At 36.7% G+C, this 23,611-nt stretch carries 16 protein-coding genes; 11 read left to right on the top strand and 5 right to left on the bottom strand.

The window, feature by feature from the left end; translation table 11 throughout:
* The first annotated feature begins 74 nt into the window (after positions 1 to 74).
* Positions 75 to 1,289: a replication protein A gene (locus I6F10_RS13355; protein WP_165743961.1), complete on the top strand. Its 1,215-nt coding sequence runs from the start codon at positions 75 to 77 to the stop codon at positions 1,287 to 1,289.
* Positions 1,290 to 1,358: 69 nt separating this feature from the next.
* On the opposite strand, the gene I6F10_RS13350 is transcribed toward I6F10_RS13355, so the two are convergent.
* Positions 1,359 to 2,234, bottom strand: a complete 876-nt coding sequence (locus tag I6F10_RS13350; RefSeq protein WP_165743960.1) for a DNA replication terminus site-binding protein — start codon at positions 2,232 to 2,234, stop codon at positions 1,359 to 1,361.
* A 955-nt stretch (positions 2,235 to 3,189) separates the two neighbouring features.
* Between I6F10_RS13350 and I6F10_RS13345 the strand changes: the two genes are divergently transcribed.
* A complete protein-coding gene (locus I6F10_RS13345; RefSeq protein ID WP_024596521.1) occupies positions 3,190 to 4,539 on the top strand; it encodes a class II 3-deoxy-7-phosphoheptulonate synthase in 1,350 nt (449 codons plus the stop codon).
* A 63-nt stretch (positions 4,540 to 4,602) separates the two neighbouring features.
* On the opposite strand, the gene ppsR is transcribed toward I6F10_RS13345, so the two are convergent.
* Positions 4,603 to 5,412, bottom strand: coding sequence for a posphoenolpyruvate synthetase regulatory kinase/phosphorylase PpsR (gene ppsR, locus I6F10_RS13340; protein ID WP_007583184.1), 810 nt, complete (start codon positions 5,410 to 5,412; stop codon positions 4,603 to 4,605).
* Positions 5,413 to 5,569: 157 nt separating this feature from the next.
* Here ppsR and ppsA point away from each other — a divergent pair, with 157 nt between their 5' ends.
* Positions 5,570 to 7,945, top strand: coding sequence for a phosphoenolpyruvate synthase (gene ppsA, locus I6F10_RS13335; RefSeq protein WP_007378803.1), 2,376 nt, complete (start codon positions 5,570 to 5,572; stop codon positions 7,943 to 7,945).
* Positions 7,946 to 8,016: 71 nt separating this feature from the next.
* Here the strand turns inward: ppsA and I6F10_RS13330 are convergent, their stop codons facing one another.
* The gene (locus tag I6F10_RS13330; RefSeq protein WP_197098968.1) at positions 8,017 to 8,226 is read right to left on the bottom strand and encodes a PGPGW domain-containing protein; all 210 of its coding nucleotides are present in this window, start codon (positions 8,224 to 8,226) and stop codon (positions 8,017 to 8,019) included.
* A gap of 145 nt (positions 8,227 to 8,371) precedes the next feature.
* On the opposite strand from I6F10_RS13330, the gene ydiJ reads away from it, so the two are divergent.
* Positions 8,372 to 11,419: a D-2-hydroxyglutarate dehydrogenase YdiJ gene (gene ydiJ, locus I6F10_RS13325; protein WP_197098967.1), complete on the top strand. Its 3,048-nt coding sequence runs from the start codon at positions 8,372 to 8,374 to the stop codon at positions 11,417 to 11,419.
* A gap of 140 nt (positions 11,420 to 11,559) precedes the next feature.
* Here the strand turns inward: ydiJ and I6F10_RS13320 are convergent, their stop codons facing one another.
* Complete coding sequence (locus I6F10_RS13320) at positions 11,560 to 12,759, bottom strand: cation:proton antiporter (protein ID WP_024605347.1); 1,200 nt, start codon at positions 12,757 to 12,759, stop codon at positions 11,560 to 11,562.
* Entirely contained in the window at positions 12,759 to 13,970 is a 1,212-nt protein-coding gene (locus I6F10_RS13315; RefSeq protein WP_024605346.1) for a tyrosine-type recombinase/integrase, read from the bottom strand. The genes I6F10_RS13320 and I6F10_RS13315 overlap by 1 nt, the downstream gene beginning before the upstream one ends.
* A 174-nt stretch (positions 13,971 to 14,144) precedes the next feature.
* Between I6F10_RS13315 and gmtY the strand changes: the two genes are divergently transcribed.
* From gmtY to I6F10_RS13280, 7 genes are all read left to right on the top strand, one after another.
* Positions 14,145 to 15,587 (top strand): gamma-mobile-trio recombinase GmtY, encoded by a 1,443-nt coding sequence (gmtY, locus tag I6F10_RS13310; protein ID WP_197098966.1) that lies wholly within the window; start codon positions 14,145 to 14,147, stop codon positions 15,585 to 15,587.
* 1 nt (position 15,588) lies between these two features.
* Positions 15,589 to 18,183: a gamma-mobile-trio integrase GmtZ gene (gmtZ, locus tag I6F10_RS13305; protein WP_138561104.1), complete on the top strand. Its 2,595-nt coding sequence runs from the start codon at positions 15,589 to 15,591 to the stop codon at positions 18,181 to 18,183.
* Between the two features lie 8 nt (positions 18,184 to 18,191).
* Positions 18,192 to 18,842, top strand: a complete 651-nt coding sequence (gene gmtX / locus I6F10_RS13300) for a gamma-mobile-trio protein GmtX (protein ID WP_138561106.1) — start codon at positions 18,192 to 18,194, stop codon at positions 18,840 to 18,842.
* Between the two features lie 594 nt (positions 18,843 to 19,436).
* Positions 19,437 to 19,814 carry a hypothetical protein gene (locus I6F10_RS13295; RefSeq protein ID WP_197098965.1) on the top strand — a complete coding sequence of 126 codons (378 nt, stop codon included), beginning with the start codon at positions 19,437 to 19,439 and terminating at the stop codon, positions 19,812 to 19,814.
* A gap of 107 nt (positions 19,815 to 19,921) precedes the next feature.
* Entirely contained in the window at positions 19,922 to 20,419 is a 498-nt protein-coding gene (locus I6F10_RS13290) for a DUF411 domain-containing protein (RefSeq protein WP_036956660.1), read from the top strand.
* Complete coding sequence (locus I6F10_RS13285; RefSeq protein WP_197098964.1) at positions 20,419 to 21,846, top strand: TolC family protein; 1,428 nt, start codon at positions 20,419 to 20,421, stop codon at positions 21,844 to 21,846. Before I6F10_RS13290 ends, I6F10_RS13285 begins: the two co-directional genes overlap by 1 nt.
* Positions 21,846 to 23,603, top strand: coding sequence for an efflux RND transporter periplasmic adaptor subunit (locus I6F10_RS13280; RefSeq protein WP_197098963.1), 1,758 nt, complete (start codon positions 21,846 to 21,848; stop codon positions 23,601 to 23,603). The genes I6F10_RS13285 and I6F10_RS13280 overlap by 1 nt, the downstream gene beginning before the upstream one ends.
* Positions 23,604 to 23,611 lie beyond the last annotated feature (8 nt).

Here is a 23,611-nt window from a genome sequence, read left to right as displayed (position 1 = left end):
CTAACTTAAACATTTAACTTTTGTTGTTTAATGTGTTGTTATTAGATGTCGCAATAAAAATGGAAATAAGAACAATGAGCCGAAAGGTCAACATCTCGGTAGATAATTTGCCCGATACACTCAGGGGCCAAATCCACGGGGTGGAAAGTGCAATTGATAACGAAAGTTTAGCACTATTTACAGACAACAAAGACGTGCGAATTTCTATTGAAAATGCAGCTCATGGTTTACGTGCATATTCAAACACGTTTAATCATTATGATTTGTGGGGCCGTTTTGTTCGCTCTGGCTATAAAAAATTGCCACTTGAAGAAGCGCCTAAAAAAACAATCATTACGCGTAAAATATCGGAGAAAGTTGATGGTATTTTATACGATGGTGAGATAAAAATTACCCCTGCTGTTGTCAGTACTCGTAAAGATGGCGAAGATATTGAGTATCTTGTTTGGCCATCGGACAGAGAAGAAAAAGTAGAACGAGCACTTATTCGTTTAGCTTCTAAAGGCAAAATAGTAAAAATTAATTTTAAGTCCGGTATTCAATACGCGGTTGTTTTTTCTATGAACGAATTAGCGCAAGAGCTCAAAGCGGTAGGGCAGTCAATGCCATATCCTGCTATTAAAGAGTCACTTGAAGCATTGCAAGGTTCTAAACTTTCATTTAAATATTCAGCAACCGATACTAAAAACTCCGATATAGATGATTCGTTTTACGAGTCAAATATGAACTTTTTATCGTCACTTCACTTTAGTGGCAAAAAAGGTCAAGGTGGCAATGTAAAGTGTGTGGCCTGCTTAAATGCGTTTGTTCATAACATGATTGATAACCTTGAATACAAAGGGTATTACTTTAATAGTGCACAAGAATTAAAACGGGGATTGTCGCGTTGGATGATGCTTCGTTTGTATCACCTTTGGCGTTATGCAGCTCCAGGTAAAACTTATCATTTTAGATTACTTTCTATTATGGAAAAATACGGATCTATTTATTCAACTGATGATATTACGGAAAATAAATTAAAAGCGCTTCGTCGTGATATGACCACCACAATGAAAGATTTGATTGAAAAAGGTGCTATATCAGAATACAGCATTACAAACGTCAAAGATGACAAAAATGGTAACATTATTGATTACACATACGAAATGCACCCGTCTGATCAGTTTTGCGATGAAATACTTACATTGAACAAACACAACAAACGCATTGAGATTCAAGGCGGTAAACGTATTGTTGAAAATGCAGTGTTAATTGATGAAGATAAAATAGAAGAGATAGTAGAAAAATAATAAACGTTATTTAAATACTGTACATATTTACTAAAAAGGCCACATATTGTGGCCTTTTTAACATAATAGCTATCGGTCAACTTGTTCTAAATATAGCCTATCAACTAAAAAATCATACTCACGTTTTCGAGGATGAGCTTCGGGTTTTTTATAATCAGGTAAGATACCTAGTTTAACGTCTGGTTCTGGATTAATTAGAATAAATGGTAATGCGGCGCTCACATGATAGCGGTTTTGTGCTGTGTATCTCACATTAACTTGAGGGCTTACGCGAGTAGGGCGACGAATTCTTAATTTTTCCTTTTCACCTAAACTAGCAACCCGTAATTGTTCTTGAGCTACAAGTGATTGCCATTTTTGCTGATCTATCATTCTTGGATTTCGATAACAGGCCGATTTGTCGAGCATTTCGAGGGCCATTTTTTTAGTCAACGTTTTAGTTGCGTGCTTGTGCATCCAAGTAAACCTAACAGAAAATGGTGATTCACTCTCACTGTGAATCTTACGATAAGCAGCAAGTGTTATTAAATTTGGTATTGCATTATGAACAGCCTCAAATCGGGCATCGTTATTATCAATTGCCAATATACACTCTTTGAAACTAGCTTTAGCTTTGTTAACCTGTGCTATACGATTATTTAAAGCTTGTTTATCTGCATTTTTAATAACAAGTAAACCAGGGTGCCTTTTTAACACGCGACTGCTTAAGCCCGATTTTTTATAAATGTCAGAAAAGGAGTTTAAAATTGCCTTTTGAGCCGGCGCTCCAGTTATTTTAGAGACAAGTATGGACTCAGGAACCTTATTTTCATCTAAATTACTTACATCAGGTAACTGATAGTACTCTGCTCTGGAAAACTCACATTCGTTTAATTCTTCAATTAACCTTAAAGTTAATTCGTTCATTAAATCAAACTGACTCCTAATTTGCACTTTAGTAACCACGGCACACCTTAAAGAACACATCTTACTAATTTCATATTATTGCACGGACTTTGCATTGAGTAAACTTTTTAAAAAATAATACTCGTTGATCAGATAATATTAAAAGAAGTATGAGTATGGTGTGTTCTTTTCTAGGATGGATAGTTCTACTTATTCCTGTAATTTAGTACTGTTTTATTGATTAAAGAGTTAGTTCGCTTAGAGCTTAATTGCCCATGTAGTGTAATAAATGAGGAATGTAAAATGAACTTGGTGCGGTTGTATTCAAAATAATAGTGTTAGTTTTGGTTGTTTCTCTAATTAGTGATTAATATTATAACGTGTTTTAACTATGGGTCTATCATCCAAAACCTTAGAATGTCATACATGCTTTTTACATGAGAGCCATTTAAGGCATCACTGGCAGTTAAGTTTTTAGTTATCACAACTTGCTAAATAACGCTGACGGCAGGGTGAGAAGATGAGGGGTGAATCAGCAGATTAACCTTGTGTCAGTTGTAAGTATATTCTGGCATGAGAATAATCAACAGCGTTATTCTACTAGGCTTAAAGTACATATAAATGAGCAACACAAAATGACATATCATATATTTAGGCCTGCACATAGTCCTTGTTAGTTAATAATTAATTTAGCGCGTAAAGTTAAGATTACATTTGATGCAATTTAAGTATGATGTGTTCTTAAGTAAAATACATATAATATACCCTTGTGCTTTATTTATTCTCAATGTGTTAAAATTGAAACTAATTAACTCTAATTGTATGTTTTTAATCACTTTAGTTTATTTAAAATAAAACTAAAGTGATTGTTATATAATCACCTGAGTTAAGTAAAATTACTTTTATACTTAACTCATAACTAAATAATTGGAAAATAGTGAATTTAGTCCTTGAACATAGGGGTCTGCATACGTTAATTTCTTCTTATCAGGTAATGTAGGAATGAGGAAAAATTATGTCATCGTGGAACCCAAATAGCTGGAGAGAGCTGCCAATACTGCAGCAGCCACAGTACCCAGATCAAGAAATACTTAAATCAGTAGAAGGCCAATTAAAAACGGCTCCGCCTCTAGTTTTTGCCGAAGAAACAAGAAGCCTATTCAAACAACTTGAAGACGTGTGCGAAGGTCGTGCATTTTTACTTCAAGGTGGTGACTGTGCCGAGTCGTTTAGCGATTTTAATGCCGCTAATATTCGCGATACATTCAAAACAATTTTACAAATGGCTGTTGTATTAACTTATGGCGGTAAATGCCCAGTAGTTAAAATAGCGCGTATGGCTGGTCAATACGCTAAACCTCGTTCAGCAGACTTAGAAACAATTAATGGCGTGTCTTTACCATCTTACCGTGGCGACATTATTAATAATATTGAGTTTACAGAAGAAGCGCGCATTCCAGACCCACAACGTTTAATGACTGCATACCATCATAGTGCTGCTACGTTAAACTTATTACGTGCATTTGCACAAGGTGGCCTAGCCGATCTTCACCAGGTTAACCGCTGGAACATGGGCTTTGTTGCTGCAAATCCACTTAAAGAAAAATACCAACAACTTGCAGATAAAATTCAAGACGCACTAGAGTTTATGGAAGTGTGCGGAATTAACTCTACAATTGCACCAAGCTTAAAAGAAACCGATTTATACACTTCTCACGAAGCTTTACTACTTGGTTACGAAGAGGCACTAACACGTCGCGACCATTTATCGGGTGACTGGTACGATTGTTCTGCTCACTTTGTTTGGATTGGTGAACGTACACGCCAACTAGACCATGCACATATTGAATTCTTTAAAGGCATTAAAAACCCAATTGGTGTTAAAGTTGGCCCAGGTATGGACCCTGACGACCTAATTCGTTTAATTGACGCATTAAACCCAGATAATATTCCTGGTCGTTTAACGCTAATTACGCGTATGGGTGCAGACGTACTGCCAGAAAAACTCCCAGCACTAGTAAGAAGAGTTCAACAAGAAGGCCGTAAAGTAATTTGGAGCTCAGATCCAATGCACGGTAATACTGAAAAAGCGACTTCAGGTTACAAAACGCGTAACTTCGATAATATCATGCGCGAGATCAGTCAGTTCTTCGCTGTACACAAAGCTGAAGGTTCATACGCAGGTGGTGTTCACCTAGAAATGACAGGTCAGCACGTAACAGAATGTACAGGCGGTGCTTACGGTTTATCTGACGATGACCTAGCGCAGCGTTACAAAACGCAGTGTGATCCACGCCTTAACGCCGACCAAGTATTAGAGTTAGGCTTTTTAGTCGCTGATTTACTAAAAGACGCACGTAAATAATATTTATTGATACAAAAAAACCGCTTAGTTGCGGTTTTTTTTATTTCAAATTTGATGACTAAGTTAGTACTTACGTCGCTCCAAGTCTGTCTCTATCAGTATTTTTGCAGAAATTTCTTCAACAGAATGATGCGTAGAATTAAAGTAAGCTATTTTGTGACGCTTATACAACATTTCTACTTCGCGCACTTCAATACGACACTGTTTAATTGAAGCATACTTAGAGTTAGCCATACGTCGATGCCTTATAGCTGCAAGCCTCTCAGGGTCAATCGTGAGCCCAAATAACTTATGTTTATAAGGGACTAAACATTTAGGCAAACCTTCATTATCTAAATCTTCTTCTGTAATAGGGTAGTTAGCCGCTTTAATGCCGTACTGCAGTGCTAAGTATAAGCTTGTCGGGGTTTTACCACTTCTGCTAACGCCAATTAAAATGATGTCTGCCTCGGAAAAGTTTTTAATATTTCCGCCATCATCATTCATAAGCGCATAGTTAACCGCATCAATTCTAAAATCATAACTTTTTTCGTGGATAGAATGCGTACGATGCATTTTTGGCACAGGGGCTACGTTGAGCTCTTTTTCTATTTTTTCGCTATACGTAGTTAAAAAATCATACGTAACTGCATCAGCCGATTTTATAATTTCACTTAAATTGTGATTCACAAAAGTAAAAAACACGAAAGGCTTTTCACCTGTTTTTGCAGCGGTTGCATTAATTAAAGCTTTAATTTCGTGCGCTTTTTCTTCAGTTTCTACAAATGGAATTGTTTTATGATTAAAATCGATAGGAAACAACGACAAAGTCGCATGCCCAAACACCTCTGAAGTAATTGCTGTTCCATCTGATATATAAAAAGCAGTTCTCATAATTAACCTTTTTATTGCGTTTAAATCCCTAAAATGGGTTTCCCACGGTTTACGTGAGGACTGTTGCCAGTGTAGAATGATGACGACCTTTATAAAAGGTTTTCTTTCTTAACTCTCACAGTTAGACCTACAATTTGTTTTTTTTGGAGAAAGATCCGTGCAAGAATACGTTCTCTGGTATCAAGAGCTTGGTATGCAAGATGTTCCTCGAGTTGGCGGTAAAAACGCGTCACTTGGCGAAATGATTTCAAACCTCGCAAACGCAGGTGTACAAGTACCGGGTGGTTTTGCAACTACCGCAGATGCTTTTAATGAGTTTCTAGATCAATCAGGACTCACCGCCAAAATTCATGACATCCTAGATACACTTGATGTTGATGATGTAAATACACTCGCTAAAGTCGGTGCCGATATCCGCCAATGGATAATCGACACACCATTCCAACCAAACCTAGATCAAGCCATTCGCGACGCATATAGCCAACTCCATGGCGATACTGCAGCAGATGTTTCATTTGCAGTACGTTCATCAGCTACCGCTGAAGATATGCCAGATGCATCATTCGCAGGCCAACAAGAAACTTTCCTTAACGTTGTCGGTATCGATTCAGTCATGGTCGCTATTAAACACGTATTTGCTTCATTATTTAATGACCGCGCAATCTCATATCGTGTTCACCAAGGTTACGATCACCGTGGTGTAGCGTTATCAGCAGGTATACAGCGCATGGTACGTTCAGATAAATCAGCATCTGGCGTAATGTTTAGTATTGATACAGAGTCTGGTTTTGAAGACGTTGTATTTATTACATCAAGCTACGGCTTAGGTGAAATGGTTGTACAGGGCGCGGTTAACCCTGATGAATTTTATGTTCATAAACCAACACTCCTTAAAAACAAACCTTCAGTAGTACGTCGTAATATTGGTTCTAAAGCCATACAAATGATTTACTCAGAAGACAAAGCACATGGTAAGCAAGTAGACATCGTTGATGTTGACCCTGAGCTTTCTAATAAATTTTCGATTACAGATGAAGAAGTGCAAGATCTTGCCAAACAAGCTGTAATCATTGAAAAACATTACGGTCGTCCTATGGACATCGAATGGGCAAAAGACGGAAACGACGGCAAACTATATATAGTTCAAGCACGTCCAGAAACTGTCCGCTCAAACGAAGACTCAAACGTAATGGAACGTTTTCAATTAAATGGCACAAGTAATGTACTTGTTGAAGGCCGTGCAATTGGTCACAAAATTGGTAGCGGTGTTGTACGTGTTCTTGATTCAATTAAAGAAATGGACCAGGTACAAGTAGGCGACATTTTAGTAACCGATATGACCGACCCTGACTGGGAACCAATCATGAAACGTGCAGCAGCGATTGTTACAAATCGTGGTGGCCGTACCTGTCACGCGGCAATCATTGCACGCGAACTTGGTATTCCGGCAGTTGTTGGTTGTGGTAATGCAACTGATTTAATTAAAGCGGGACAAGAAGTAACAGTATCGTGCGCCGAAGGCGATACCGGCTTTATTTACGAAGGTATTTTAGATTTTGAAATACTAACGTCACGCGTTGATAAAATGCCAGAACTACCAATGAAAGTAATGATGAACGTGGGTAACCCCGATCGCGCCTTTGACTTTGCACGCTTACCGCATGCAGGTGTTGGCCTTGCGCGAGTTGAATTTATTATCAACCGTATGATTGGCGTTCACCCTAAAGCGTTATTAAATTTTGATGCGCAAACAGATGCATTAAAAGCAGAAATTACTGACATGATTGCCGGTTACGAATCACCAGTAGAGTTTTACATAACAAAACTGGTTGAAGGTATTTCAACGCTTGGTTGTGCTTTTGCACCGGAGCGTGTAATTGTGCGTATGTCTGATTTTAAATCAAACGAATACGCAAACCTAGTTGGTGGCCAGCAATACGAGCCAGAAGAAGAAAACCCAATGATTGGTTTTCGTGGCGCCGCACGTTATATCTCTGAAGATTTCCGCGATTGTTTTGCATTAGAATGTGAAGCTATAAAACGCGTAAGAAACGACATGGATATGGCAAACATAGAAATCATGATCCCATTCGTACGTACCCTTGAAGAAGGTAAACGCGTAATTGAACTACTAGAAGAGCATGGCCTTAAACGTGGTGAAAATGGTCTTAAAGTAATCATGATGTGTGAGCTGCCTTCAAATGCATTACTTGCTGATGAATTTTTAGAAATGTTTGATGGTTTTTCTATCGGCTCTAACGATTTAACACAGTTAACGCTTGGTCTTGACCGTGATTCTGGTTTAATCGCACATTTATTTGATGAGCGTAACCCAGCAATTAAAAAACTACTTTCTATGGCAATTAAAACAGCTAAAGAAAAAGGCAAGTACGTAGGTATTTGTGGTCAAGGTCCTTCAGATCACGAAGACTTTGCAGCATGGTTAGTAGAGCAGGGCATTGACTCTGTTTCACTCAATCCAGACACAGTAATAGAAACATGGTTATACCTAGCTAAAAAATTAGCAAAGTAATAAATAGGTAAGCTATAAAAAATGCCAGCAATGTATTGCTGGCATTTTTTTATAACCAATTAAAAGTTAAATTAACGGGCTAATTTTTTATCTAAATAAGCACATGATTTAGTTAACGCCTTTTGACAAAGTGATAAGTAATGTCGCGCTTTAGGGTAGTAAAACGAAAGACACAATAAACCCGCCATAAAAAATATAATCGATGGGCCAGGGACGATCGCAAAAAATAATCCTAGCAAAATAAATAGCACGCCACTGATCTGTAATAGTAATTTTTTCATATAACACACCTCATTACTCGTTAACTTGAGTATAATTTAAGCTGCATTAAAATCGACTAAAAGAGTGTTACAAACTGTAAAATCTTCAATTTCTATTCGCCATCACCATGATATAATTAGTCAAATGCCCTAAAATATCGTCGTCATGATAGCAACAATTACACAGCAAGATGCCGCGACAGTACTTGTCGCAAATTACCTAAATACCATTGCAAGCCAAGGTTTTAGTGGAGATACCGATGCCAGTTATGCAACGCGTATTACTGCTTCAACCGATAACAGTGTGTATCAGGAAATACCCCAAGGTGTTATTTTTCCAAAAAATGAAAAAGATATTCAACTCGCACTGCAAACTGCATCTCGCGACCCATTTTTATCATTAACTTTTGGCCCTCGTGGTGGCGGAACAGGTACTAACGGTCAATCGTTAACACCAGGTATTGTTGTAGATTTGTCTCGCTATATGCGCGAAATCCTCGAAATAAATGTAGAAGAAGGCTGGGTACGCGTTCAAACTGGCGTAATAAAAGATCAACTTAATGACTTTTTAAAACCTTATGGTTTTTTCTTCTCACCCGATTTATCTACTAGTAACAGGGCAACTATTGGTGGCATGATAAGTACTGACGCATCTGGGCAAGGGTCGTTAGTTTACGGAAAAACAAGCGATCATGTTTTAGGGCTTACAACTTATTTAGTCGATGGTACACCTATGTGTACCTCACCAATAAACATCGACAAAGCAAAAATTATAGCCGAGCAAGACTCTTTAATTGGTAGTTTATATAAAACAGTTTTAGATATTTCAGTTAATGAACGCGCAGCTATTTTAGCTAAGTTTCCACGGTTAAATAGGTTTTTAACCGGTTACGACCTAGAGCATGTGCTAAGTGATGACTTACTTACTTTTGACATGAGCCGACTAATAACAGGTTCAGAAGGCTCATTGGGTATAGTAACTGAAGCTAAATTAAACCTAACACCGATTGCTGAATTTAAAACCCTTATAAATATCAAGTACGATAGCTTTGATTCAGCACTTCGTCATTCACCGTTTTTAGTTGATGCACGCGCAACATCGGTAGAAACCGTAGATAGCAAAGTTTTAAACTTAGCGCGTGAAGACATCATTTGGAATTTAGTATCGGACTTAATAACCGACGTACCAAATAAAGATATGCAAGGCCTTAACATGGTCGAGTTTAATGCAGTATCAAACGATGATATAAAAGACAAAGTAGACACACTTTGTAAGCTTCTAGATGAATGCGTAGCAAATCAAACTAATGGCGTTATTGGATATCAGTTAACCAGTGATAAAAGCGATATACTAAAAATTTACGCAATGCGTAAAAAATCAGTAGGTTTATTAGGTAATGTAAAAGGCAGTCAAAAACCACTCGCCTTTGCAGAAGACACTGCAGTACCCCCTGAAAATTTAGCAGATTATATTGTCGAATTTAGAGCATTACTCGACAGCCATAATTTACAATATGGTATGTTTGGCCATGTTGATGCTGGGGTTTTACACGTACGCCCAGCACTTGATATGTGCGACCCAGAACAAGAAAAACTACTTAGAACTATTTCAGATCAAGTAGTAAAACTAACCGCTAAGTACGGTGGTTTAATGTGGGGCGAACACGGTAAAGGTTACCGAAGTGAATACAGCCCTGAATTTTTTGGTGAGCATTTATATACGCAACTTCGTAAAATAAAAACAGCTTTCGATCCTAACAACCGCATTAACCCCGGTAAAATATGTACTCCTATCGATAGTGAAGACTCACTAGTTAGTGTTGATGGACAAAAGAGATCGCACTTCGATAAGCAAATATCAATAGAAGTTAAAACCAGTTTTAACAATGCAATGACCTGTAATGGTAATGGCATATGCTTTAATTACGATGAAAATTCACCTATGTGTCCATCGTATAAAGTAACCGGCGATCGTCGTAATTCACCAAAAGGTCGCGCAAGTTTAATGCGCGAATGGCTTCGTTTACAAGAGTCAAAAAATGTAGATTTACTCGAAGTAGAAAAGCAGCTTAACAAAGGTGAAGTAATCACCTGGTGGGAACGTTTCGTTCACAGCCGCGAAAAACGAAAAGGTATTTACGATTTTTCTCACGAAGTAAAAGCGTCAATGGATGAATGTTTAGCATGTAAAGCATGTACAACTGCTTGCCCAATTAAAGTAGATGTTCCTACTTTTCGTTCGCGCTTTTTAAATTATTATCATAGTTATTATGCACGTCCGCTAAAAGATTACCTGGTTGGTAACATAGAAAACAGCGCGCCATTAATGGCAAAGTTTGCAAAAGTTATAAACCCAATTGTTAAAACATCATTAGTAAGCAATGTTATTAAAAAAGCAGTTGGCTATGTTGATACACCACAGTTAAGTATTCCTGCACTTTCAAAACGTATTACTAAAACACAAAAATTTGATTTTGATTTATTAAATAAATTAAATGCAGAGCAACAAAGTGAATATGTATTAATAGTACAAGACCCATTTACGAGCTTTTACGAAGCCGAACTAGTAGAAAGTTTTATTACTTTAATAACCCAACTTGGCAAAAAACCAATGCTATTACCTTTTAAACCAAATGGTAAACCGCAACACGTAAAAGGTTTTTTGCATGAATTTAAAGTTACAGCTAAAAATGCAGCTGAGTTTTTAAATAAATTAAATGATATCAATGCACCGTTAGTCGGTTTAGATGCTTCACTCGTTATGTGCTACCGCGATGAATATAATACAATTTTAGAAAATAACCGTGGTGAATTTAATGTGCAACTTGCCCATGAATGGTTAGAAACACAATCGTTTAAATCACTAAGCGCAAAACAAAATACAGATACCGAATTTACATTACTGAGTCATTGTACTGAAACAACTGCGCTGCCAAAAGCGGCAAATGTTTGGCAAACAATTTTCAGTGATATTGGTTTAACATTAAAAACAACAAATACAGGTTGCTGTGGAATGGCGGGGACTTATGGCCACGAAGCACAAAATCAAGATAACTCACGTGCACTTTACGAAATGAGTTGGAAACCAATTGTAGATAAAAATAAACCAGAGCAACTTTTATCTACGGGCTTTTCTTGTCGTAGCCAAGTTAAACGTTTTGAGAAATTTAAACCAAAACACCCAATTGAATTACTCGCACAGGTACTTAGCTAATAAAAGTTAAAAAAAGGCGTAACTTAAAAATAAGTTACGCCTTTTTTTATTAATACCCATTCGCTTAATTAAATGATCGTTTTTGATGCTGGAAAAACGCCTTGATACCTCGGCAAAAAATTCACTAATTTTTATAAAAGCTATTTAGATTTTTTAGCGAAACTGTCTGCAATTGGCTTTGTACTTATACCGTGAATAAATACACTAAACAAAATAGTCGTCATTGCTATTGTCGCTATTTGATATTTGTTTTCTATTTGCGTATCAATCACCATCAATGTAAAAACAATTGATGCTAATCCTCTTGGTCCAAACCACGCAAATGTAAAACGCTCTTTAATATTCAATGCCGTAAACTGCAGTGACAACATAACAGGAATTATTCTAATTAATGTTGTACTTAATAAAGCGTAAATTATAATTTCAGTATTTAATTTCGGGATAACTAAGTAAGCACAAACAAACCCAAACAAACACCAAATCATTAGCGATGTAAAATCTGCGATGTGCTCTGAGTCTTCAATTAATTCTGTTCTAACTTCTTCAGTCGAAAATTTGTCAAATAGTAAACCTGCAATAAACACCGCAATAAATCCACTGCCATGAAAATACTGAGTGACAGAAAACACAGCCATAGCAAAACCAAGTAATAAAAATGGACTGGTATTTTGTGCAAAGTAATGACGTTTCATTGCAAAGTTTAAACTCGGTATAAAAACAGCGATACTTGTAATAGCTATTAATAGAGCCAGGCCAAGCTCTCGGCCAAACACACTTAATGTTTGTGTTGCAGTAATAGCTGAGTCAGGATTTTTAGCGAGTAATATAAATATTAAAAATATGGGCACACATAATCCATCGTTCAAACCACTTTCAGTATTTATTCCTTCGCGTATTTTTTCAGGCACTTGTGTACTTGCTAGTAACCCTTTACTTAATGCCGCATCAGTAGGTGTTAAAATAATAGCGAGCAACGCCGCTTGAATAAGTGAAAGCTCAGCAAAGAAAAATAAAGCAACAGCAATACCGAGTAATAAAGTTAAGGGTAGGGCAACAAACAACAGTAAACTAGGATACTGAAAACTATGCCTTAATACACTTAACTTTGATTTAGCTGCATCAGAAAATAAAAATATACTTAGCGTAAGCTCTATAAATGGTAATAAAAGATCAACGCCTTCTTTTATTTTATCCCCTTCGTTGGGTAGCATTAAAGCTAAACATATTCCCCCAACAACAAAAAACATTGGGCCTGTTACTTCTGTTTTTTCTAACTGGCGAAGTGTTAAAGAATAAATTAAAAATAGTCCGCCTATAAATGATATTACTAAATACTCCATTAAATTTTCCTTTTAAGTCCTGATTTTGCTCGCTCTTTAATATTTGTTTGAATATAAATTTGATCGGTAGTCGCAATTTTAGAATGGCCTAAATCTTCTGATAAATGTTTGAGCGGTCTGGTTTGCGCATCATGTGTAGCACCAGTATGACGAAGCCAATGTGCAGTTGCAGCGCCAAGTTGTTCAGCGTCATCTTTAAAACCATCATTAAGTAATGATTGCTGAGCATAATCAAAACTTTGTTGAACTAAACGCCTAATTTGCCTTACGGTCATACCACCTTGACCGCGAATTTTATGAACTAACGGCTCAGATTCATCAACCCGAGGAAGGGCAGGTAGACCTCGATATAATCTGTATCGTTTTAAATATTCAACAAAATCATCACTCAAGGTTACATCTCGTAATTTATTACCTTTACCCATTATACGTAAAAACCAAAATCCATCATTATCTTGCCAAAAATGAGACATCACCGGCGACCATTGTGGGCGCTCAGATAATTCTGAAATTCGTAAATAAAGACCTTTTAAGCAGGCAAGCGTAAACAAATTTCGCTCTAAATCAGGGTTATGTTCGCATAAATCACGCGTTACACCAAAAACGTATTCCCATTGAATATCACTTAATGTATCAGGAATTTGAATTTGTGATTGAACAACTAAATACGGGCTATTTTTTTTAACAACAGGGACAAAGTTCGCGAATGTTTTTTCTTCGAGTAGGGCAAACTTATAAAATACATTTAAGGCAGTAAACATGGCCGATAAAGTTTGTTGGCTGGCAGTCGATTCTTTTAGCATAAAAGGGCGCCAATTTTGATTTAATCTACGAATTCCTTGCTCATCTTTATAACGCCATTGCACTGAAGTTGCAGCCCATTCTTTATCAGGTTCAACCATAAAATCAACGTAAGCTTCAATATCTTCACGTTTTAAATCGAATACTGATTTTTCTGCTATTAACCACGACCATAAATAAAAGCGTTCAAGTTCATTTCGAAAACGGCTATAAGTCGCTTCTGATTTTCTGCCATAAACATATAAAAACTGATATAAGAATGTCAGATCGGCTTTTGATTCAGTTACAGTCAAGCCAACTTCCTGTATAAAGGATGCAAGTTCTGGGTATTCTGAATTTAGAGTACCGTCATCTAGATGGGCAATTTGATATCTTAATTGTTTTAACGTATCAACCAAAGCAACAAGCATAATGTATAAATATTCAATTAAATAATAGGTTTACAGAATAACGTTAAAGTCCGATACTGTCTATTGTATATAGTTATGTTCATATGTACTTTTATTTAAAGTTAAAAAATATTTCCTTTATATTTCCTTTCAAATAGATTAACTTCTTGATATTAAAAATAATTCAAGTTTAAGATGTCAACAGTAACTGTCATTGCAAAAATTATTACAGATAATACTGGCTCGTGGGTTAATGTTCCTGTAATTCTTACCGCCAATGGTGACATACCACTAATTACAGACTATTTATTAGTCTTAACTGCACAAGGTAAAAGCCGCTCCTCTCTAATATCTTATGTAAGAGCCATAAAGTTATTTCTTGATTACATGGAAGCTAATAAAAGTATATTTAATGAGCCTGACAGATTACTCACTTCATTCATTTTAAGGTTAAGATCTGGCACTTTAGATGAACGTGGGATCGACCCTTCTGGTCTTTATTGGGAACCAAAATCCTTTCTTAATACTAAAAACATTATTCGTTGTTTAATATCACTTCTAAATTGGTTAGAGCCAAAATGTACAAAAACTCATAAACTTATCCAAAATGATTTTCGTAGCGTTTTACTTTATTCGGCATGGTATAGAAAAAATATAAATGACTTTCTTGGACATACTAAGTCTTTTAAAAACAGCTCATTAAGCTACAGAGAAATGAATTATTGCTCAACGAAAACACATTTAGTAGCCGAAGGTGATGCTGTAGCCTTTCCTGAAGAAACATTTAAAAATCTTTTTTTCGATGGTTTTTCAACTCAACGTGATTTAAGAATTTCAATAAGAGACAAGCTAATCTTACTCCTTATGCATGGAGGCGGCTTAAGAGAGAGTGAAGCCATGAGTTTATGGGTTTCAGATATTGAATTAGACCCTCTAAATAATAATGCTGCGCATGTTAAAATATATAATGAAGAGCAAGGTGTTGCTCCTTATGGCTGGAAATCGAACAGGGGGGGAAACTCTAGAAAATTATTCCTTAAAGAAAAATATGGCAGAGTACCACGTGTTTCTATGTTCAATACTGAGCATTTAGGCTGGAAAGGCGGGACTATAGACCACAAAGATGGTTATATAATTGTCAATTGGTTCCCTTCATACTATGGTGAAATTTTTCTAAGACTCTGGAAAATTTATCATCAATATCGAGCATCTATCTTATGCAATCATCCCTATGCCTTTATTTCATTTCATAAAAAACATTTAGGTTTACCTTACACATTAAATGCATTTCATCAAAATTATAAAAATGCATTAAAAAGAATTAATTTATTGCCCTCAAAGCATGCTGGTTATGATCCACATGGTCATAGACATAGCTATGGTCGGCGTTTACGAAGAGCAAATATAAATCCATTAATTATCAGAAGGTGTATGCATCACAAATCGCTTGACTCTCAAACTCCTTACACAGAGCCAAATTTCAATGAAATATCAGATACTTTAACTGCTGCTTCAGTAGCATTAGATAAAGGTGAAAAGATGTTAGATTTAAGTTGGGAGAACTTAACTAAATATGGTTTCAATGACATAGATCCTAATCAATACTTTTCGGGTGAAAACATAAAATTCAAGGTATAAAATGAAAAAACCAATTAAGAAAAATGACAATCGAAGTATTGATTTAACATTTAGCTGGATATCTAAAGTCCTCGGCAGTAAATGGAATGGTTGGGAGAAGCTTGCTAGTGAATGGATTGGGATGCAAACAACTTCAATAGATGTAAAAAGAGTAGCTCTTACTTTTTTCTTAGAAAAATATCTTTTTATACATGCTCCATATGCATCTAATATTGATGACTTTTTTAGAGGTGCAAATGGCCATGTAAGCAATTCAGATGAATTTGTAGAAATAATGAAATTATCAGGTGTAAATGATCTTTATGAACAGTCAAGAAGACCAAACTATATAGTTGATTTTATTGACTTTGTCGTTAATAAGCATTTTACAGTTGCTGACCAGCATAATGTGCCAAAAAAATTAGTTGTTAACCCATTTACTAAGGTTAAATTTAAAAGTGTTCCTCTTGAAACCGTTCGTCAACCGCTACCTTATAAATATATACTCAAGCTAAGAGATATAATTTCATCTAGCTCTGGTAAAACAACCAAACACTATAAAACATACCACTGTCTGTCATTTAAAGATTGGGGTTGGGCACAAGTTCAAACAGGAGTTAGGTCAGGAGGTAGGGGTGGTGATTGGTTTGAAGTTCCTGAAAGTTTAATCGACAAAAATGATCCTGACTGTGTTTGGCGCCGAAAAAAAATAAAACCAAAAGGCGGTACTGAAAAAGTAATTTTTCAAATGTGGTCTCCTGTTAGATCACTAGCTATCTTAATCAAACTACATTTACCACTGAGAACATATCAAGTTAGAATGTTAGACTCCGGAGAGGATGATACCTGGAAATATGACAATAAATCTTGGATAGAAAATGAAAATAAATTAACAAAAACCTCAAGCCCAAAATTAATTGAAAGAGGTGTTTTTAGGAGAATATATGATCAATATACTTCAACTCATACAACAGGGCTATTCATAAACACTAATAAAACATCAGATGCTGAAGTTGACGCTGGCTATGTAATACCTTGGAACCACCAAGAGGTTTTATATTGGCTTGAAAAACTTAGAAACTGGCAAGTAAAATATAACCCAATAGACAGGCCAACACATTGTAAGGAGCTTTCAAGAAAACACTTAGGCACTACTAAATCGGAACTTCAGCTTAATGCAATGGGGAATATGTGTTTTTTATTTCGCGACCCTACAGCCCAAGGCGATGATAAGCTCAAACCTATTGATGCTGATTCCCTAAAACGCCTTTGGCATTCTCTATTATTAGAGCTAGAGACTAATCTGTTTAGTACTGGTGATACCCTTGAAAATGGAGAAAGACTCAACCTAGTTGTCAATTATGAAAACGAAAAATCAAAAGGGTCAACTACACATTTCCCTCTACATAGTTTAAGAGTAAGTCTAATTACAGCTTATTCAATGGATTCAAACGTACCGATCCCAGTAATTTCGAAACTCCTTGCGGGTCATACAAGGCTTATTTCAACAATATATTATAACAAAATATCACCGTCAGTTATGGCAGATAAAATGCGAGAGGCAGAGGAGAGCTTAATCGAAAACTCTGATAGCTCACTTCGCTCATTTTTAAAAGATGCATCAATCAGTCAAATTAAATGTAACGTTGTTTATAACAGTGAAGATAGTGTCGTTGCATCGCTAGCAAATAGAAACCCTATAGGATGGGAAGAAAGAGCCTATGGTATGTGCCTAGTAGGTGGTAATAATGTTCGATCCGATGAAATGAGTACACTTGGTGGATGCTGGAATGGTGGTGAGCTTTTAGTTAAAAAAGCTAGGGCAATAGATAGAGTATATGGAAAAGTACCCAATGGCTCAGAAAATTGTATTAGATGTAGGTGGTTCATCACCGAAGCTGTTTATTTACCTAAACTAAATGCGTTATTTAATCAGTTAAGCTTCAAAGCTCATGAAGCAGCAAGCTTAGCATTGGATTTAGAGACAAAATTAGAGAAAATCAAAGACAGTAAATTTATAACTGACCAAGAGGGTAAACCATTTCTAAAGTTCGAAGAACTCCACTCACTTCAACGCAGGTTTGAAAAACAAAAAGTTGAATCTGACGAATATACTAAAGACTGGATATCATGTTTTGGCCTTATATCTAAAATTATTCAGCTAGAAGAAAACCGAGAAGCTGACAATGATAAGACTAAATTAATTGCCTTAGGAAACACAACTGATGTAAATACGGCCTTGAAGTTTATTGAAACTAAATCTGAACTATTGCATCTATCATGCTTATGTGAGGATGCGGAAATATATCCAGATTTTATGGATACATTGCAAAAAACTCCAGCTTTAAAGCAACGTACAATTCAATTAAGTCGCATCTTACTTAAACACGGTAAAAAACCTATTTTCTTAGAGATGGGTGATAAAGAACAGTTAATTGCCGGAAATGCAATGATAAGAAAAATGGCTAAAATTGCCGCTCCGAATGATAAGTTTGAAGGATTTAGAGTTGTTGCTGATTATCTTGAAGCCGAAACATACCTCACTGACTCAAAATTACTAGATGCCGGGTACACTGAGACACATAACAATTATATCAACTTACCTTCTCATAAATGAGGCACCGAATGCGATCAGACTTAGAAAAAAAGCACCAAGATGAGAAGCTAGAAGCTCTAAAAGAAGGGAGAACACAAAAGACTAAAGATACTCTTGATAAATTGAACTTAATTTTATCTAAATATTTTGAGCAAGGAAATATTGATTTTTCAATAACAAATATCGGAATGATAAGTTATAAAAATGGTGGTCCTAGTTACGAAACGCTTCGTGCAACAAAAAATGTGCACTATAGAAAATTAATTAGTTATTGGGCTGAATTAATCAAAAGTCAATCGATTGGCAATAAAGTGGTATCACCAGCTACAGATAATGAGCTTTTAAATAAAATACCCGATATTGCGGCTCGCGCATACTTTGCAAGAATTTTAGCTGAAAGAAAGAAATTTAAAACCGAGCTGAATATCTTAAAAAGTCAATCAGAAATAGTAATCGATAAGCGTAATCAATATACCCAAACAGCAGACTTTATACCTAACTTAAAACTAACTAATAATGAGTTATCAGCGCTTACTTATGCTGTATCGGATGAGTGTATTAAGCTCAATGGTTGGCTAAAAACTGAATTAGGCCAAATAAAAGGAAGTGAATATCAAAATGAAATATTCCCTAGAGGCTTTATACAAGCTTTAAATAAAGTAATTAAGTCTAATGAGTAATATATTCACAATGTACTACTTATGAGGTTTATAATTAAAATTAGATGTATATTGGCCTGGCAAGTGAATATAATTTATTAATTTGACAGGCTGTTATGTGCCAAAGCGGACGTTAAAAGAATTCATAAGATGAAGTTACAACTCGGATTGAAAAAATATTTCTTGGCGAGTTTTTATCAGGGGGGGTTATTGAAGATGAAACATTCAGGTTTCGGCCATTTCAGCAAATCGTGACTTCAAAGATTGTTAGCAAATCTGCTGATGAGGATAAGTTAGAAATATACACACATAGTGTGAGTTGTTATGTGATTGATGCTGACCATAAGTTAATTGATATTTCGTTTGTTGAACTGGTTGTTATGAGAGCAGGAGCTTATTCGGCAGATCGAGTTTTAGAAATGAGAGAGCAACTTAAGTCTCAAAATAAAAGCCATTGAATAGCGAAGATAAGAAGTCTGATGAGATTATTATTTGTCACTTACCTCTTTGAAAAATTTGACGATAATCAAATATTCATAAATGTTTATACAGCATCAATTGACTTAGTCAAAAATTTGCATTAGTATTAGAGATGTATATTTGTAAGAGAATTTTATGTCTAAAGTATTTTCAAAAGTCTTAGTAATGACGCTTATGCTGGTTGCCTTTGTAGGGCAAGCATTTGCGTATTCTGCTATGCCTTGCGAAATGTCATTAGGTTCTCATGAATCACACATGAACATGGAACATTCCAAGATGAGTCATCATGAAGGAATGGAGCATGGTGATATGAATAAAAGCAGTAACGGTCAATCAGAAGATTGTTGTGGTGTTTGTGTTTGTCCTACAAATGCTTGCTCATCTACGACAGTCCTAAATTCCAGTATTGATTCGACAGATATTCAAATATTCAGTGAATCTGTAGCTGCTCTGCAATCTAAACAACCTCATTCAATTTCCACTTCCCTTTATCGTCCACCAATTTTTGCCTAATACAGGATTAGTGCGTCCAAATTTCTCGCACATGTAATTAATTTTTCTGTTAGTCAATATAGCGTCGTAGCGCTATAGATATTTTCCAGCGATGTCTGGGGGCAAAAATGATCAATAAGTATTTAAAAATAGCAGTAGTAATGCTGCTTTCACCTGCGTTTGCAAACGCCAACGAACATAACCATGCAGACAATCACGACGTAACACCTTTGGAGTTAATCGTTTATAAAACCCCTACTTGTGGGTGTTGTAAAAAATGGATAACTCATATTGAAGACAAAGGGATCGTTGCGCATTCCAAAGATTTCCGAAACATCGGCAACATCAAAACTAAGTATGGTATCAAACCTAATTACCGTTCATGCCACACGGCAGTGAGTAGAAATGGATTTGCCTTTGAAGGTCATATACCTGCTAAATTTATTCAGCAGTTCTTATCAGAAGAACATCCCAATGCGATTGGGCTTTCAGTTCCAGCAATGCCAGTTGGCTCTCCCGGTATGGAAGTCGATGACCGCTTTATGCCATACAACGTGTTAATTCTATTTAAAGATGGAACGAGCAAAGTCTATGCAAAAGTTAAGACATACGAGGAGCAATTCTAATGAAATTGAACTCTTCAAACCTTACTTCACTTTCAACTGCATTAATACTCGGCTTATCTGTATTCTCAGCTCAAGCTGAGAAAGTAGTGCCGCTTGAACAAGCTATCACCTTAGCTCAGCAAAATGATCCTTGGCTTCATGGTAGCCGATTGAAACAAAGTGCAGTTGAAAATAGAAGTATTGCTTCAGGTACTTTGCCTGATCCGAAAGTATCGCTAGGGATAATGAATTTACCAACAGATACTTGGGATTTAGATCAGGAAGGAATGACTCAGCTAAAGGTTGGCGTCTCTCAAATGTTTCCGAGAGGCGACAGTCTAGAGATCAAGAAAGACCAGTTACAAATTGAGTCCACGAAATTTCCACTGTTACGAGAGGATCGTAAAGCTAAGTTGAAAAGCCAAGTGTCACAACTTTGGTTAGATGCTTACTTAGCCCAACAAACTATTAAATTGATTGAAGATGATTGGTCTCTCTTTGAGCAGATGGCGGAAGTGGCTAAAGCTAGCTATTCAAACGTTGTTGGTAAAACTAGACAGCAAGATGTTATTCGTGCTCAGTTGGAAATCGTGCAGTTAGATGACAGATTAACTTCGCAAAAGCAGAAACTAGAAACGACAATCGCTCGTCTCAATGAGTGGCTTCATATTTACGATGCGGATCGTTTGAATGAATCATTCAACTTTGACGCGCAACCATTAGAGTTTAGCGTCTCAAAAGAATTGCCTTCGATTCAATTGAATAATCCAACAGTCCTAAAAGCATCTAATTACTCAAGAAATCTATTGGCTCAGGAGCTTTCGAATCACCCAGCCATACTTGCAATTGATATAAAACGCAAAGCTTCAGAAAAAGGAATTGAGTTAGCCAAACAGCAATATGAGCCGGAATGGGGTGTTAATGCTAGTTATGCCTATCGCGACAATATGCCCTCTGGTGATAGCCGAGCTGATTTATTTTCTGTTGGGGTAACGTTTGATTTACCCTTGTTTACCGAGAACAGACAAGATAAGCAAGTTGCAGCTTCTATTGCAGATTCAGAGACTATTAAAACCGAGAAACTATTACTGACAAAGCAAATGATCAGTGTTTTAGAAAAAGAACTAAGACAGCTTAAACGCTTATCAGATAGACAATCTATCTATCAAGAACAACTCCTTAAACAAACTCATGACCAAGCAGAAGCGTCATTGACAGCCTACACAAATGATGATGGCGATTTTGCCGAAGTTGTTCGAGCAAGAATCGCAGAATTAAATGCCAGAATATCAGCCTTAAGAATTGATGTTGACGCACTTAAAACAGTTGCTCGTATCAACTATTTCTTTGCGCATTCTCAATCTAACTCAAATGCTGAACATAAGTCGATGCAAACTTCACACAAAACTAATCAGCACTTATCCAGTCAGCAATTTGGAGAAAAATAATGTCAACGAATACAAAAACAATTATTGCCATCATCATTGGGGCAGCACTTGGTGCTGGAGCATTGAGTTTATATCAAGGTACTGGCTCAAACAGTAATAGTAATGAAGCAACATCAGGAGAAAAAAAGCCTCTGTATTGGGTTGCACCGATGGATTCTAATTACCGCCGGGACAAGCCCGGTAAGTCGCCTATGGGGATGGATTTAATACCTGTGTATGAGGAAGAATCATCTGGTGATGACTTTGGCCCCGGAGCAGTAAAAATTGCGCCTCATGTAGTGAATAACCTTGGGGTTCGCACTGCACCTGTTGAACTGAAAAATATGCATACTGAAATCTCAACGGTAGGTTATGTTCAATATGATGAAGATAAGCTAATTCATATCCACCCACGGGTTGATGGCTGGATTGAAAAACTTTACATCAAAGCAGCAGGTAACCCTGTAGAGAAAGGGCAGCCTCTTTATACACTGTATTCTCCTCAGTTAGTTAACGCGCAAGAAGAGCTGTTAATAGCGTTAAAGCGCAACAATAGTTCTTTAATTTCAGCAGCCAAAGATCGCCTAAAAGCGTTACAGCTTTCAGCAGACTTTGTTCAAAAGCTAGAAAAGACACGAAAGGTTCAGCAAACAATTACCTTTTATTCACCACAAGCAGGTGTTGTCGATGGTTTGAAGGTTAGAGAAGGTTTTTATGTAAAGCCGGGAAACACCTTATTAAGCATTGGCCAGCTAGATCAAGTTTGGGTTGAAGCAGAAGTGTTTGAACGTGACGCAGCCTTAATTAAAAAAGGACTTCCTGTATCAATGACACTGGATTATTTACCCGGTGAGGACTGGGCTGGTGTCGTTGATTATGTTTATCCAACATTGAACAGTAAAACACGCACACTCCGAGTGAGATTGAAATTTGATAACACAGACTATCAATTAAAACCAAATATGTTTGCACAAGTCTCTATTCACGCTAATCAAGCTGATAGCACCATCCTCGTGCCTAAAGAAGCCGTTATTAGAACAGGTAAACAGGACAGAGTAGTACTTGCGTTAGGTGATGGGCAATTTAAATCTATTGAAGTGACTATTGGCCGGGTTGATATCGACAGCATCGAAATATTAGACGGCTTAAATGAAGATGACGTTGTGGTGACATCTGCCCAATTCTTGATTGATTCTGAATCAAGTAAAAGCTCTGACTTTAAACGAATGACTCATGATGAAGTGCCTAACTCTGTTTGGATGCAAGGGGATGTTAATAGTGTTATGGCAGGGCACCGCATGGTTAATATTTCACATGGCCCTGCTGAAGCTTGGGATTGGCCTGAAATGGTTATGGATTTTACTGTGGCTGAAAAAGTCGATATTGACTCATTAAAGTCAGGTCAATCTTTGCACTTTGAAGTGAGCAAAACCGAAGAGGGTGGATATGAAGTTACTGGAATTCATATCATGAGTGAGCCTGCTGATATGAGTGAAGAAGTATCATCAGCAACAGTATCAGGTTTAATTAATGCGATTGATATTGATACACGGATTCTAAATATTAGCCGAGGCCCAATAGAGAAGTGGGATAGACCTGCTGCGACGATGGATTTTATCGTCGCGGACAATATAGAAATAGTTGATTTCAATGTTGGTGATAATGTCACTTTCACTTTTGAGGTTAGGGATGACTTAGTTATCACTGACATTTCTCTTGAATCAGATGAACAACACGGCAAGGAAAATAAGCCGGTCGTTGATCACTCGAATCATTAAGTTGGGAG

The sequence above is a fragment of the Pseudoalteromonas sp. SWYJZ98 genome, assembly GCF_015864495.1.
Classification (GTDB): Bacteria; Pseudomonadota; Gammaproteobacteria; order Enterobacterales; family Alteromonadaceae; genus Pseudoalteromonas; species Pseudoalteromonas distincta.
Note: the sequence above shows the minus strand (reverse complement) of the source record. Positions and strands in the feature narration are given on the sequence as shown.

Excerpts from the sequence above, each read along its gene's own strand:
- I6F10_RS13295 (WP_197098965.1), top strand. The coding sequence starts at position 19,437 with ATGTCTAAAGTATTTTCAAAAGTCTTAGTAATGACGCTTATGCTGGTT.
- gmtX (WP_138561106.1), top strand. The coding sequence starts at position 18,192 with ATGCGATCAGACTTAGAAAAAAAGCACCAAGATGAGAAGCTAGAAGCT.
- ppsR (WP_007583184.1), bottom strand. The coding sequence starts at position 5,412 with ATGAGAACTGCTTTTTATATATCAGATGGAACAGCAATTACTTCAGAG.
- ydiJ (WP_197098967.1), top strand. The coding sequence starts at position 8,372 with ATGATAGCAACAATTACACAGCAAGATGCCGCGACAGTACTTGTCGCA.
- I6F10_RS13320 (WP_024605347.1), bottom strand. The coding sequence starts at position 12,759 with ATGGAGTATTTAGTAATATCATTTATAGGCGGACTATTTTTAATTTAT.
- I6F10_RS13315 (WP_024605346.1), bottom strand. The coding sequence starts at position 13,970 with ATGCTTGTTGCTTTGGTTGATACGTTAAAACAATTAAGATATCAAATT.
- I6F10_RS13280 (WP_197098963.1), top strand. The coding sequence starts at position 21,846 with ATGTCAACGAATACAAAAACAATTATTGCCATCATCATTGGGGCAGCA.
- I6F10_RS13345 (WP_024596521.1), top strand. The coding sequence starts at position 3,190 with ATGTCATCGTGGAACCCAAATAGCTGGAGAGAGCTGCCAATACTGCAG.
- I6F10_RS13285 (WP_197098964.1), top strand. The coding sequence starts at position 20,419 with ATGAAATTGAACTCTTCAAACCTTACTTCACTTTCAACTGCATTAATA.
- I6F10_RS13355 (WP_165743961.1), top strand. The coding sequence starts at position 75 with ATGAGCCGAAAGGTCAACATCTCGGTAGATAATTTGCCCGATACACTC.
- gmtY (WP_197098966.1), top strand. The coding sequence starts at position 14,145 with ATGTCAACAGTAACTGTCATTGCAAAAATTATTACAGATAATACTGGC.
- I6F10_RS13290 (WP_036956660.1), top strand. The coding sequence starts at position 19,922 with ATGATCAATAAGTATTTAAAAATAGCAGTAGTAATGCTGCTTTCACCT.
- I6F10_RS13330 (WP_197098968.1), bottom strand. The coding sequence starts at position 8,226 with ATGAAAAAATTACTATTACAGATCAGTGGCGTGCTATTTATTTTGCTA.
- gmtZ (WP_138561104.1), top strand. The coding sequence starts at position 15,589 with ATGAAAAAACCAATTAAGAAAAATGACAATCGAAGTATTGATTTAACA.